Source organism: Streptomyces sp. SID3212, from assembly GCF_009865405.1.
Classification (GTDB): Bacteria; Actinomycetota; Actinomycetes; order Streptomycetales; family Streptomycetaceae; genus Streptomyces.
In genome coordinates, this window is the sequence record NZ_WWJY01001147.1 from 1 (window position 1) to 13,325 (window position 13,325).

The 13,325-nt window shown below is 71.0% G+C and carries 14 protein-coding genes; 4 read left to right on the forward strand and 10 right to left on the reverse strand.

Annotation, left to right across the window (positions count from 1 at the left end; translation table 11 throughout):
- Window positions 1–1,247 (reverse strand): 2-isopropylmalate synthase (locus tag GT042_RS34335; RefSeq protein ID WP_161312604.1); only part of this gene is annotated, 1,247 nt, incomplete at its 3' end.
- 280 nt (window positions 1,248–1,527) lie between these two features.
- On the opposite strand from GT042_RS34335, the gene GT042_RS34340 reads away from it, so the two are divergent.
- Together GT042_RS34340 and GT042_RS34345 are read left to right on the forward strand one after the other, a co-directional pair.
- Window positions 1,528–2,610, forward strand: a complete 1,083-nt coding sequence (locus GT042_RS34340) for a M4 family metallopeptidase (protein ID WP_161312605.1) — start codon at window positions 1,528–1,530, stop codon at window positions 2,608–2,610.
- A gap of 106 nt (window positions 2,611–2,716) precedes the next feature.
- Complete coding sequence (locus tag GT042_RS34345) at window positions 2,717–2,983, forward strand: protealysin inhibitor emfourin (RefSeq protein WP_161312606.1); 267 nt, start codon at window positions 2,717–2,719, stop codon at window positions 2,981–2,983.
- Here GT042_RS34345 and GT042_RS34350 read toward each other — a convergent pair.
- The 4 genes from GT042_RS34350 to GT042_RS34365 form a co-directional block, all read right to left on the reverse strand.
- Window positions 2,957–3,442, reverse strand: a complete 486-nt coding sequence (locus GT042_RS34350; protein WP_161312607.1) for a TetR-like C-terminal domain-containing protein — start codon at window positions 3,440–3,442, stop codon at window positions 2,957–2,959. The two genes, GT042_RS34345 and GT042_RS34350, sit on opposite strands and share 27 nt — an antisense overlap.
- A 71-nt stretch (window positions 3,443–3,513) precedes the next feature.
- Entirely contained in the window at window positions 3,514–4,485 is a 972-nt protein-coding gene (gene era / locus GT042_RS34355; RefSeq protein ID WP_161312608.1) for a GTPase Era, read from the reverse strand.
- An 84-nt stretch (window positions 4,486–4,569) separates the two neighbouring features.
- A complete protein-coding gene (locus GT042_RS34360) occupies window positions 4,570–4,935 on the reverse strand; it encodes a cytidine deaminase (RefSeq protein ID WP_161312609.1) in 366 nt (121 codons plus the stop codon).
- 132 nt (window positions 4,936–5,067) lie between these two features.
- Complete coding sequence (locus GT042_RS34365; RefSeq protein ID WP_161312615.1) at window positions 5,068–5,889, reverse strand: helix-turn-helix transcriptional regulator; 822 nt, start codon at window positions 5,887–5,889, stop codon at window positions 5,068–5,070.
- A 146-nt stretch (window positions 5,890–6,035) separates the two neighbouring features.
- Here GT042_RS34365 and GT042_RS34370 point away from each other — a divergent pair, with 146 nt between their 5' ends.
- A complete protein-coding gene (locus GT042_RS34370; protein WP_161312610.1) occupies window positions 6,036–7,529 on the forward strand; it encodes an MFS transporter in 1,494 nt (497 codons plus the stop codon).
- Window positions 7,530–7,735: 206 nt separating this feature from the next.
- The gene (locus GT042_RS34375) at window positions 7,736–9,145 is read left to right on the forward strand and encodes a polysaccharide pyruvyl transferase family protein (protein WP_161312611.1); all 1,410 of its coding nucleotides are present in this window, start codon (window positions 7,736–7,738) and stop codon (window positions 9,143–9,145) included.
- A 75-nt stretch (window positions 9,146–9,220) separates the two neighbouring features.
- Here the strand turns inward: GT042_RS34375 and GT042_RS34380 are convergent, their stop codons facing one another.
- The 5 genes from GT042_RS34380 to GT042_RS34400 form a co-directional block, all read right to left on the reverse strand.
- Window positions 9,221–9,580 (reverse strand): MmcQ/YjbR family DNA-binding protein, encoded by a 360-nt coding sequence (locus GT042_RS34380; RefSeq protein ID WP_161312616.1) that lies wholly within the window; start codon window positions 9,578–9,580, stop codon window positions 9,221–9,223.
- 47 nt (window positions 9,581–9,627) lie between these two features.
- Entirely contained in the window at window positions 9,628–10,917 is a 1,290-nt protein-coding gene (locus GT042_RS34385) for a hemolysin family protein (protein ID WP_161312612.1), read from the reverse strand.
- Window positions 10,914–11,411 carry an rRNA maturation RNase YbeY gene (gene ybeY / locus GT042_RS34390; RefSeq protein WP_161312613.1) on the reverse strand — a complete coding sequence of 166 codons (498 nt, stop codon included), beginning with the start codon at window positions 11,409–11,411 and terminating at the stop codon, window positions 10,914–10,916. Before ybeY ends, GT042_RS34385 begins: the two co-directional genes overlap by 4 nt.
- A gap of 42 nt (window positions 11,412–11,453) precedes the next feature.
- Complete coding sequence (locus GT042_RS34395) at window positions 11,454–12,485, reverse strand: PhoH family protein (RefSeq protein ID WP_161312614.1); 1,032 nt, start codon at window positions 12,483–12,485, stop codon at window positions 11,454–11,456.
- Between the two features lie 185 nt (window positions 12,486–12,670).
- The coding region (locus GT042_RS34400) for a PfkB family carbohydrate kinase (RefSeq protein WP_237531477.1) at window positions 12,671–13,325 on the reverse strand (655 nt) is incomplete at its 5' end.

Consider the following 13,325-nt stretch of genomic DNA (forward strand, 5'->3'; position numbering starts at 1 on the left):
GACTGCGAGTTGACCCGGATGACCGCCTCGTACGAACGCCCCACGTCCTTGGGGTCGATCGGCAGGTACGGCACCGCCCACTCGATCTCGTCCACCGTCACGCCGCGCGCCTCGGCGTCCGCCGCCATCGCGTCGAAGCCCTTCTTGATGGCGTCCTGATGGGAGCCGGAGAAGGACGTGTAGACCAGGTCGCCCACGTACGGATGGCGCGGGTGGATCTCCATCTGGTTGCAGTACTCGCTGGTGCGGCGGATGTCGTCGATCTGCGAGAAGTCGATCTGCGGGTCGACGCCCTGCGAGAAGAGGTTCATGCCCAGGGTCACCAGGTCGACGTTGCCGGTGCGCTCGCCCTGGCCGAACAGGCAGCCCTCGATCCGGTCGGCGCCGGCCATCAGGGCCAGTTCGGCGGCGGCGACGGCCGTACCCCGGTCGTTGTGCGGGTGCACGGACAGGCAGACGAACTCCCGGCGGGACAGGTTCCGCGACATCCACTCGAAGCGGTCCGCGTGCGTGGACGGCGTCGAACGCTCCACGGTGGCGGGCAGGTTGAGGATGATCTCGCGGCCGGCCTCCGGCTGCCAGACGTCCATGACCGCCTCGCAGACCTCCAGCGCGAAGTCCAGCTCGGTGTCCGTGAAGATCTCCGGCGAGTACTGGTAACCGAAGATCGTCTCGGGGCCGAGGATCTTCTCCGCGTACTCCATCACCAGCCGCGTCCCGTCCACGGCGATCTGCTTGACCTGCTCCTTCGTCCCCCGGAAGACCACACGGCGGAAGGTCGGCGCGGTCGCGTTGTAGAGATGCACCGTCGCCCGGTGGGCGCCGCGCAGGGACTCCACCGTGCGCTCGATCAGCTCCTCGCGTGCCTGCGTCAGGACGGAGATCGTCACGTCCTCGGGGATCGCGCCCTCTTCGATGATCGACCGTACGAACGCGAAGTCGGTCGCTCCGGACGCCGGGAAGCCGACCTCGATCTCCTTGTAGCCCATGCGTACCAGCAGGTCGAACATCTCACGCTTGCGCGCCGGCGACATGGGGTCGATCAGGGCCTGGTTGCCGTCCCGCAGGTCGGTGGAGAGCCAACGCGGCGCGGTGGTGACCCGCTTCTCGGGCCACGTACGGTCCGGGATCGCGACGGCCTCGTACGGGCCGTACTTGTGGATCGGCATTCCGGAGGGCTTCTGGGTGTGGGTCGCGTTGGTCAGGGGCGTGGGGCGACCGACAGAAGTGGCGGAAGGGTCAGGCATGGCGCAGGGGCTCCTCGTGTGTCCGCTGGGACGGCCGACGGGGCGGGAAAACCGCAACACCAGACTCCGCGGGGAGGGGGTCGGCCTGCGACTACAGACCCTCGCCGCGGCAGCTAAGGAGAAGCAGCCCGAAACGCATGATGCGTGGCACTGTAGCCGAGCCCGGGCATCCGGAGCCGTCCGTATCAGTATGCGGGACCGAATACCGGCAGATCACTCCATTTCAGCCATCATGGTGGCTTTGAGTGACAGGGCCGCTACACAGTGCCACATTCTTCTTATGGATGCCACCGGTTCAACCGCCCCCCAGGCCGCCCCTCACCCCGTCTTCTGCACGATCGTGCCGCCGCACGTGCTCGACAAGCTCGCCAGGTCCGACGACCCGGCCCTCTCCGGACCCGCCCGCCGCACGCTGGAGGCGGACTCCGCGCGCCGTACGCGCCGCGCGCTCACGACCACCCTGGGGCCGCCCGCGGCCTCCGACGCACCGACCGGCAAGCCCGCGCGCACGATCCACGACTGCGGGAACCGTACGGCCCTGCCGGGCAGAAAGGTCAGGTCCGAGGGCGACGAGCCCGGCACGGACGCCACCGTCAACCGCGCGTACAACGGGCTCGGCGCCACGTTCGAGCTGCTGCTGTCGGCGTACGGACGTGACTCGCTGGACGGCGCCGGCCTGCCGCTCGTCGCGAGCGTCCACTACGACCGGGAGTACGGCAACGCGTTCTGGGACGGCGAGCAGATGGTGTTCGGCGACGGGGACGGCGAGATCTTCCTCGACTTCACGCTGCCCGTCGACGTGATCGCGCACGAACTGGCCCACGGCCTGACGCAGTACACCGCCAACCTCAGCTACTACGGCCAGCCGGGCGCCCTCAACGAGTCCGTCTCGGACGTCTTCGGCTCCCTGGTCAAGCAGTACACCCTGGACCAGACCGCCACCGACGCGGACTGGCTCATCGGCGCCGGGCTCCTCGCCCCGCGTGTCACCGGGGTCGCCCTGCGCTCGATGAAGGAGCCGGGGAGCGCGTACGACGACGACGTCCTCGGCAAGGACCCGCAGCCGGGGTCGATGGACGACTACGTGCGTACGGGCCGCGACAACGGCGGGGTGCACATCAACTCCGGCATCCCCAACCGGGCGTTCCACCTGCTCGCCACGCAGCTGGGCGGGAAGTCCTGGGAGCGGGCGGGGCAGATCTGGTTCGACGTGCTGACGGGCGGCGACCTGGAGGTCGACGCGAACTTCACGGACTTCGCCCGGCTCACGGTGGCGGCGGCCGGCGCCCGCTACGGGGACGGCACGGCGGAGCACGAGGCCGTGGTCAAGGCGTGGGCGGAGGTGGGGGTCCCGACGGCGTGAGCCGGTGTCCGTACGGCGTGAGCCCGTCTCCGTACGGCGTGAGCCGGCGTGCGGGCGCTCGTGAGTCGCCCTCCCGCGAACGGCCGGGGTGCGTTAGACAGGACCCATGCGGATCGACGTACGGCGCACAGGCGGCTTCGCGGGCATCGAACGCAGGGCCGGGATCGACATCTCGGCCCTGCCCGACGCGGCCGGCTGGCGGGCCCTGGCGGAACAGGCGGTCGCGGACGCCCAGGAGGCGCCCGGGCCGGTGGTGCCCGACGGTTTCAGCTATACGGTCACGGTCGACGGCCGGGTCTTCCACTGCGCGGACCCGCACCTGTCCGAGGCACAGCGCACGCTCGTCTCACGCGTCCTCAAGGAAGGCGCCTGAGGCGGTCGCCGCCTCGAAGGTGTCGCCCGCGCCGACCGCGAAGTCCCGTACGGCCGCGTCCAGGAAGGCCCGGTGGCCGTAGCGGCCCGGCAGGTAGCCGGTCCGCTCCAGCTCGGCCATGCCGTGCAGCAGGCACCACAGGCGGCGGACGAGCAGCCCCTCGTCGGCCGGCCGGAACCGGCCCGCCGCCACGGCCCGCTGGATCGCGCCGTTCGGCACGCGGAGCACGTACAGACCCATCTCCCGATGGGCGACGCCCGGTTGGAAGCCGGACAGTCCGGAGCCACCGAACAGGACGGCGTAGACGTCGGGTTCGGCGAGGGCGAACTCCCGGTACGCGCGGCAGAGCGCGAACAGCTCGGCGACCGGGTCGTCCTCGTCCTCACCGACCTCTCGGAGCCGTTCCAGGAAACGTGCGAACCCCTCACGCAGGACACCGGTGTGATCAGTGGTCGACACGACAAGAAGAATAACGGCGTGACGGGGCAATCACGGAGTGTCGGCCGGACCGAAGTGGTGTCGGCCTGACCTCAGAAGCCCAGCTTGCGCAGCTGCTTCGGGTCGCGCTGCCAGTCCTTGGCGACCTTCACGTGCAGGTCGAGGAAGACCGGCGTACCGAGCAGCGCCTCGATGTGCTTGCGCGACTTGGTCCCGACCTCCTTGAGCCGCTTGCCCTTCGGGCCGATGATGATGCCCTTCTGGCTGGGCCGCTCGATGTAGACGTTGGCATGGATGTCGAGCAGCGGCTTGTCCGCCGGGCGGTCCTCGCGCGGCAGCATCTCCTCGACGACCACCGCGATCGAGTGCGGCAGCTCGTCCCGTACACCTTCCAGCGCGGCCTCCCGGATCAGCTCGGCGACCATGACCATCTCCGGCTCGTCCGTGAGGTCGCCCTCGGGGTAGAGCGGGGGGCTCACGGGGAGCAGCGGGACGAGGAGGTCGGCCAGGAGGCCGACCTGCTGGTCGCCGACCGCCGACACCGGGACGATCTCGGCCCACTCCAGGCCGATCTCCTTGCCCAGCTGGTCGATGGCGATGAGCTGCTCGGCGAGCGTCCTGGACTCGACCAGGTCCGTCTTGGTCACGACGGCGACCTTCGGCGTCTTCTTGATCCCCGCCAGTTCCTTGGCGATGAACCGGTCCCCGGGGCCGAGCTTCTGGTCGGCGGGCAGGCAGAAGCCGATCACGTCGACCTCGGACCACGTCGCGCGCACGATGTCGTTGAGGCGCTCGCCGAGGAGTGTGCGCGGCTTGTGGAGGCCGGGGGTGTCGACCAGGATCAGCTGCGCCTCGGGCCGGTGGACGATGCCCCGGACGGTGTGACGCGTGGTCTGCGGCCGGTTCGAGGTGATGGCCACCTTCTGACCGACCAGAGCGTTCGTGAGGGTGGACTTGCCCGCGTTGGGGCGGCCGACGAAGCAGGCGAAGCCGGCCCGGTGGGGGGCTTCCGCTGCTCCGGCTGCCTCGGACGAAGAGGGGGTACGAGCGCTCATGGCGCCCATTCTCCCCGATCGTTCACGCCCCGCCGACCAGATCCACGCCGATCCGGCCGGGGACGGCCCGGGCGGCGGGCCGCCGGGTCCCCGTCAGCCCGCCTGGACGGTCGCGCGCGGGACCCCGTCGGGGCCCGCCAGCAGCACGGGTGTCAGGTCCCCGCCGAGGTCCCGTACGGCGGCGCGGTCGTCGTCCGCGACGGCGGCGGCCTCCGAGACGACCGCCGCGGCCTCCAGGGAGCCGGCCCCGCTGGCGACGGCCATCGCGACGGCCGTCCTGAGGGCGCTGAGCTTCAGGGAGGGCAGGTCGACCGTCCCGGCGACGTACGTCCTGCCGGTGTCGTCCCGTACGGCCGCGCCCTCGGCGACTCCGTTGCGGGCGCGGGCGCTGCGGGCCAGGGTGATGATCTTGCGGTCCTCGGGGTCGAGTTCGGGACCGGGGCCGGTGCTCTGCGTCATGGGGTGAGCATAGGAGCCGTACGGCGGCGCCCGCGACGGCCCCCGGCCGGTCAGACGCCCACCGGATCAGCCACCGGATCAGCCATCGGATCGCCGCCGGATCGGCCGCCGCCGGGCCGGCCCCCCGCCCGCTCAGCCCGCGAGCGGGTACAGCGAGCCGCGTACGCCCTCCGGGCTCGCCAGCCACTCCAGTTTCGCCGCCGTGTCCGTCTCGGGCAGCGGGGTCTGGAGGACGATCGCGAGGTCGGGCCTGGCGGGCACCCTGAGGTGCGTGGACTCCACGTACAGCGTGCCCACCACCGGGTGCTCCAACTCCTTGCGCACCTGCCCGGCGGGCGCGATGTCCCGCTGGTTCCAGAGCACCGCGAACTCCTCGCTGGACGCCATGACCTCCTCGACCACCGCCTGGAACCCCTCGTCGTCGGGGCACTCCGAGCAGGCCGCCCGGAACTGCGCCACGACGAGCGGCGCGATCTTCTCCCACTGCTTCTGCCGGGCGCGGTAGATCGGGTCGGTGAAGAACGTGATCAGGCAGTTCCGGGGGCTCCCCGCCCGCATCCCGAGCACCGCGCCCGCCGCGCCGTTGAACATCACCGTGTTCCAGTAGCAGTCCATGATGTGCGCGGGGTACGGCATCCACGCGTCGATCATCCGGCGCAGCCCGTCGCACATGTCGGCGGCCTCCGGATGCACCTGCGGCGCGGGCGGGTTGAGCCCCGCCAGGACGTACAGATGACGGCGCTCGATGGCGCTCAGCCGCAGCACCCGGGCCACCGAGTCCAGGACCTGCGGCGAGACGGTGATGTCCCTTCCCTGTTCGAGCCACTGGTACCAGGAGACCCCGACGCCCGCGAGGACGGCGACCTCCTCGCGCCGCAGTCCCGGCGTACGGCGCCGGGCGCCGCCGTCCGGCAGCCCCGCCTCGCCCGGGGTGACCCGGGCCCGCCTGCTCATCAGGAACTCGCGCAGCTCGCCGAGGCGACGCGTCCTGCCGGTCTCCGTGGTCACGAAGAACTCCCCCCGCCCTGCTGCCTGGTGGTCCCGCCAACAGGATAAGTACCCGCTCCCCACGGCTATTCCGGCGAACGCAGGCTGGGGCCATGCCGACCGAGACCTCCGCCCCGACGCCGCCGGACAGCCCGGGCACCTCTGCCCGGACCGCCGCCGCTGCCCCCGGCCGGGCCGCCGCCCCGTCCGCCGTCCCCGCCTTCGACCACCCCCCGGCGCCCGCGCCCGCGCGGCTCACCGGCCGCGCCAGGCTGATCCTCTTCGTGCTCTGCGCCGCGCAGTTCATGGTGGCGCTCGACTTCTCCGTACTGAACGTGGCCCTGCCGGTCCTCGGCGAGGACCTGGGCATGAGCCGGTCCGCGCTCCAGTGGGGCGTCACCGCCTTCGCCCTGCCGTCCGGCGGCTTCCTGCTGCTCTTCGGCCGGATCGCCGACCTCTACGGGCGCCGCAGGCTCTTCCTCACCGGCCTCGCCGTCTTCGGCTCCGCCTCGCTGCTCGCCACCCTCGCCTGGAACCCCGAGGTGTTCCTGGCCGGACGGGCGCTCCAGGGGCTCGGCGCCGCCGTCATCGTGCCGACCGGGATGTCGCTCCTCACCACCACGTTCCCCGAAGGCCCGCAGCGCGACCGGGCGCTCGGCATCAGCGGGACGCTGCTCTCGCTGGGCTTCACCGTCGGGATGGTGCTCGGCGGGGTGATGACGGACACGCTGGGCTGGCGGTCCACCATGGGGCTGCTGGCGGTCGCCGCGGTGATCGTGCTCGCCCTGGCGCCGGGGCTGCTGCCCGAGTCCCGTACCCCCGAGCGGCCCCGTCTCGACGTCCCCGGCGCGGTGACCGTCACCGGCGGCCTGCTCGCGCTGATCTACGCCCTGTCGACCGCCGCCGAGCGCGGCTTCGGCGGCACCGACGTCCTGGCGACGCTCGTCGCGGGCGTCGCGCTGCTGGTGGCGTTCGGCGCGGTCGAGTCCCGCAGCGCCGCTCCCCTGGTCTCCCTGCCGATGCTGCGGCGGCGGACCGTGGCGTGGGGCAACCTGGGCGGACTGGTCACCTTCTCGATGATGAGCACGGTGGTGTTCGTCCTCACCCTCTACTTCCAGGAGACCCTGGGCCTCAGCTCGTTCGAGACGGGTCTGGTCTTCGGGTTCCAGGGGGTGATGTCGGTGGTCGCGGGCATGCTGGCCCCACGCGTGATCGGCCGCCTCGGCGCCCGCCGTACGCTCGTGGGATCCCTGGTCGGCCAGGGGGTGTTCACCGCCGCGCTGCTGGGCATCGGTGCCGGCTCGGGGGTGATCCTGGCCACGGTGGCGGTCTCGCTGGCGAGCATGTGCCATCTGGGCGCGATCATCGCGTACGGACTGACCGTGACGTCCGGCGTCCCGGACGGGGAACAGGGCCTCGCCACGGGCCTGGTGACCACGACCCAGCAGGTCGGCCTCACGATCGGGATCCCGCTGCTGGGCGTCCTCGCCACCACCCACGGCGGGTTGTACGACGGGGTCAGGCTGGTTCTCGCCGCCGACGCGGCGATCGTGGTGGCGGTGGGGCTCCTGGTGGCGGCGGGCCTGCGCGGACGCCGCGCGGCGTGATCGCCCGGCCGTCCTGAGGATCGGCTGTAAAGGATCGTGAAGGGCTCTACCCAAAGCACTCCATAACGTGAAATATTCTGGCCTTCCCTTGTTTGACCTGGGGTATCGTCCCGTTCACCCCCTGTTCAAGGTTTCCTTGACCGGCGCCGCGAGCAGCGTTCGCTCTCCCCCCTCCGCCGGTGAGCCGAGCAAGAGAGACAAGGCCCATGAAGCGCATACTCATCCGCTCCGGCAAGAGCCCGTTCCGTGTCGCGTCGCGCGAGGAGTTCCTGCACCAGGATCTGATCGGCACGAACTCGGGCAACCTGCTGTTCAGCGACGCCACCCACAAGATCCTGCTCACGGAGCACACCGAGATCACGTCCAACGGTCTGCCGACCGACACGAGTGCCGCGCGGGCGAAGGAGATCAACGAGCGGTACGACGTTTTTGTCGTCCCGCTCGCCAACGCCTTCCGCCCGTCCTTCAAGGCCTCCCTGGACCGGCTGTCCACCCTCATCGAGCAACTCACCATTCCGGTGGTGGTCCTGGGTGTCGGGGCCCAGGCCGACGAGACGTTCGACGTCAAGCGGCTGGGCCCCATCGAGGCGTCCGTGAAACGGTTCTGCCGGGCGGTGCTGGAGAGATCCGCGTCCATCGGCGTGCGGGGTGAACTGACCGCCTCGTACCTCCACAACCTGGGTTTCTCCGAGGCCGAGGTCGACATCATCGGCTGTCCGTCGATGTTCCTGCACGGGGAGACGTTCCCCGCCCTGAGCCGTCCCGGCACGATCGACGCGGCGTCCCGGATAGCGATCAACCTGTCGCCGGGGGCGGTGACGGTGGGCGACGTGGCCGGGCTCGCCGACCACGCGTACCGGCGCTTCCCCCACCTCACGTACTTCGCGCAGAACATGACCGACGCCCAGCTGCTCTTCTGGGGCGACACCTCTGAGGCCTCGGGGAACGACGACGCGCTGCCGCGCCGGCTCTCGCACCCGCTGTTCCAGGAGAACAAGGTCAGGGTCCCGCTGGACCCCAGGACGTGGCTGGAGGAGCTGTCCACGTTCGACTTCGCGTACGGGACCCGCATCCACGGCAACATCGCGGCGCTCCTGTCCGGGACGCCCGCCGTCGTCCTGGTCCACGACTCGCGGACCCTGGAGCTCTGCCGGTACTTCGACATCCCGCACCGGATGCTCCGGGGGCTGCCCGGCGACATCCACCCGGCGGACCTGTACGCGCAGGCCGACTACCGGCCGCTGGTGGACGGGCACGCGGAGCGCTTCCGCCGCTTCCGGGAGTTCCTCGGCCGGAACAACCTCCAGAACACCTTCACCCACGGGGACGGCGGCGCGGCCTACGAGACCCGTCTCGCCGCGCTGAAACTGCCGTCGCCGATCGGTGTGTGGGACGGCTCCGACGACGGGGCGTTCCAGTACCGGATCAGCAGGCTGCACGAGCGGGCGGAGCGGAGCGAGCGCGCCGTGACCTCGCTCACCAAGCAGAACAAGGAGCTCCGGAAGCTGGTCGCCGATCTGGAGAAGCGGCTGTCGGGCGTCGAGCGCCGGGCGGCGGTACGGATCGGCCCGGCGATACGGCGCCGCGTCCGCCGCGCCAAGACCGACAACGCGTAGCGGGGGGGGGGCGGCCGTTCCGGGGCGGCCGTTCCGGAACGGCCGCCTCAGGAGCGGCCTCTCAGGAACGGCCTCTCAGGGGCGGTCGAGCCGGAGCCGGTCCGCCCTGGGCAGGCCGGCCACCACCAGGTCGTACGAGTCCTCGATCAGTTCGCGGACCATCCGGGCGGGCAGGCCCGCGACCGTCACCGTGTTCCAGTGCCGCTTGTTGAGGTGCCAGCCGGGGACGATCTGCGGATGGGCCGCCCGCAGCCGGATCGCCTCCTCCGGATCACACTTGAGCGAGACCTTGAGCGGGCGCTCCTCCGGGGCGCAGAACGCGAAGATCCTGCCCCCGACCCGGAACACGGTCAGGCCGGGGCTGCCCGGGAACGGGACGTCGTGCGACGTCCCGTTCAACTCCAGGCAGCAGGACGTCACTTCGGCCGCCGTCATGTCCCCGGCCGCCGCCGCACCGGCGGCCACGGGCTCCCCCGGTGCCGTCACGGATGCGGCTGCCGCACGGGCTCCGGCTCCGCCAGGACCGTCACGATCTTGTTGCGGCGACCCGCCGGGGACTCCGCCGTCAGCCGCAGCGTCCGGCCGTCCGGCAGGTCGACCTTGGCGCTCGCCCCGGCGATCGGCACCCGGCCCAGTGCCTTCGCGAGCAGCCCGCCGACCGTCTCCACGTCCTCGTCGTCGAACGCGTCGAGCCCGAACAGCTCCCCGAGGTCGCCGATGTCCAGCCGGGCCGTGACCCGGTAGGAGCCGTCGCCGATCTCCTCGACCGGGGGCAGCTCACGGTCGTACTCGTCGGTGATCTCGCCGACGATCTCCTCCAGGATGTCCTCGATCGTGACGATGCCGGCCGTACCGCCGTACTCGTCGATGACGACGGCGACATGGCTGCGCTCCTGCTGCATCTCGCGCAGCAGGTCGCCCGCGTTCTTCGTGTCGGGGACGAAGGCCGCCGGGCGCATCGCCGTGGAGACCAGGTCGGCCTCCGAGTCCCGGTTGATGTGGGTCTTCCGCACCAGGTCCTTGAGGTAGACGATGCCGACGATGTCGTCCTCGTTCTCCCCCGTCACCGGGATGCGCGAGAAACCGGAGCGCAGGGCCAGGGTCAGCGCCTGACGGATCGTCTTGGACCGCTCGATGGCGACCAGGTCCGTACGCGGCACCATCACCTCGCGCACGAGCGTGTCGCCCAGCTCGAAGACGGAGTGCACCATCCGGCGCTCGTCGTCCTCGATCAGGGACTCCTGCTCGGCGAGGTCGACCATCGCGCGCAGCTCCGCCTCACTGGCGAACGGCCCCTTGCGGAAGCCCTTGCCGGGCGTGAGCGCGTTGCCGAGGAGGATCAGCAGCTGCGGGACCGGGCCCATGACCCTGGCGAGCGGCAGCAGGACGTACGCGGACGCCGTGGCCACGTTCAGCGGATGCTGGCGGCCGATCGTGCGCGGCGAGACCCCCACCGCGACGTACGACACCAGGACCATGACGCCGATGGCGACGACCAGCGCCACCCACGTGTCGTCGAACCCGTTGAGGCAGACGTACGTGACCAGCACGCCGGCGGCCATCTCGCAGGCGACGCGCACCAGCAGGGCCACGTTCAGGTAGCGCGTGGGGTCGGCGGCGATCTGCGCGAGCTTGGCCGCGCCCCGGCGCCCCGACCTGACGGCCTCGGCCGCCCGGAAGCTGGAGACGCGGGCCAGCCCCGCCTCGGCCGACGCCGCCAGCCAGGCGACGACGACCAGGGCGACGGCCCCGACGATCAGTTGGGCGGTCACGAGACGGTCGGGGCGGGCGAGGGCCCTTCGAGCCCGTGCTCGGCCCGCCACCCGTCGACGATCGCGGCCTGGAGACCGAACATCTCGGCCTTCTCGTCCGGCACCTCGTGGTCGTACCCGAGGAGATGCAGCACCCCGTGGACGGTGAGGAGTTGCAGCTCCTCGTCCATGGAGTGCCGCGTCGGCGCCTCCTCGCCCTGCCTCTTGGCGACCTCGGGGCAGAGCACGATGTCACCGAGGAGCCCCTGCGGGGGCTCCTCGTCGTCCTTCACCGGCGGACGCAGCTCGTCCATCGGGAAGGACATGACATCGGTCGGACCCGGCAGGTCCATCCACTGGAGATGCAGCTGCTCCATGGCGGCCTCGTCCACCACGATCACCGACAGTTCGGAGAGCGGGTGGATGCGCATCCGGGTGAGCGCGTAGCGGGCGACGTCGAGAATCGCCTGCTCGTCGACCTCGGTGCCTGACTCGTTGTTGACGTCGATCGACATGGTGCGGTGAGACTCTCCCGATTAGTGCCGCGCACGCTTCGTTCAGCGGTGCTGTTCGTTGCCGTTGCGGCTGTCGTACTGCTCGTAGGCGTCGACGATACGGCCGACGAGCTTGTGCCGTACGACATCCTCCGACGTCAGCCGGGAGAAGTGCACGTCGTCGACCCCTTCCAGGATCTCCTGGACCTGCCGCAGACCGCTCTTCGTGCCGCCCGGGAGGTCGACCTGGGTCACGTCACCGGTGATGACGATCTTCGATTCGAAGCCGAGGCGGGTGAGGAACATCTTCATCTGCTCGGGGCTGGTGTTCTGCGCCTCGTCCAGGATGATGAACGCGTCGTTGAGCGTACGACCACGCATGTACGCCAGCGGCGCGACCTCGATCGTGCCCGCCGCCATCAGGCGAGGGATCGACTCGGGGTCGAGCATGTCGTGCAGCGCGTCGTAGAGCGGGCGCAGGTACGGGTCGATCTTCTCGTAGAGCGTCCCCGGCAGGAAGCCGAGCCGCTCCCCCGCCTCGACGGCGGGCCTGGTCAGGATGATGCGGCTGACCTGCTTGGACTGGAGGGCCTGGACCGCCTTGGCCATGGCGAGGTAGGTCTTGCCGGTACCGGCGGGGCCGATGCCGAACACGATCGTGTTCTTGTCGATCGCGTCGACGTACCGCTTCTGGTTGAGGGTCTTGGGGCGGATCGTGCGTCCACGGCTGGACACGATGTTCTGCGTGAGCACCTCGGCGGGGGTCTCCTCGCCGTCAGCCCCGCCGCTCTCGCTCGCTCTGAGCATGGCGATGGAACGTTCCACTGCGTCCTCCGTCATCGGCTGACCGGTGCGGAGCACCAGCATCATCTCGTCGAGCAGGCGCTGGACGAGCGCGACGTCCGCCGCGCTGCCTGTCGCACTGATCTCGTTTCCCCGGACATGGATGTCTGCGGCCGGGAACGCCTTCTCGATCACACGCAGCAGGGAATCCCTCGAACCCAGGACCGTCACCATGGGGTGGCTGTCGGGGACGGTGAACTGGGCACGCGCCTGCGCCGGTGCGGGGGTCTGGGCTGTAGGTGTCTGAGTCATGGGCCGGCACTGTGGCCTGCGCATACCTCCCGTTGCAGGGTTCTCGCCGCTCGACAACCTCTGGACCACCAGCCTACGACCCCGCACCGACAACACCGTAGGACTTTTCCGCGCGCCTTCGCGCGCCCTCGTCCCGCGCCCTGTCGCGCCCCCGGGAGCGCGGACGGCCGCGCCCGCCGGCCGGATCAGCCGACGCGCCCGAATCCGATCGTCGGTACGGCCCTGCGCAGCGGCCACGGCCTGCTCGGCGCGGGCAGCAGGCCCTCCAGGAAGCCATACCGCCGCAGCGCCGCCGGATCCTGGTCGGGGACCCGCTGCACCGACCGCCACCAGGTCGCCACCTCCGACCAGCCGGGCGCGGAGAGCGACCCGCCGAACTCCTGGACCGACAGCGCGGCGGTCAGCCCGGCGAAGGCCAGCCGGTCCGCGAGCGGCCAGCCGGCGAGCGTCCCGGTGACAAACCCGGCCACGAAGACGTCCCCCGCGCCCGTCGGGTCGAGGGCCTCCACCCCGATGGCCGGGACCTGGGCGCTCTCGCCGGTGCGCCCGTCCACGGCGTACGCGCCCTCCGCGCCCAGCGTGACCACGGCGAGCGGCACCTTCTCGGCCAGCTTCCAGGCGGCCTTCCTGGGGTCGTCGGTGCGCGTGTAGCGCATCGCCTCCTCCGCGTTGGGCAGGAACGCCTCGCAGTGCTCCAGGTCCACGAGCCCGGCGAGGTCCCAGCGGCCGGAGTCGTCCCAGCCGACGTCGGCGAAGATCAGCGACCCGTGGGAGGCGGCCCGGCCGATCCAGGGGTCGCCCCGGCCCGGCAGCAGGGCGGCGATGGCGGCCCGCGCGCGC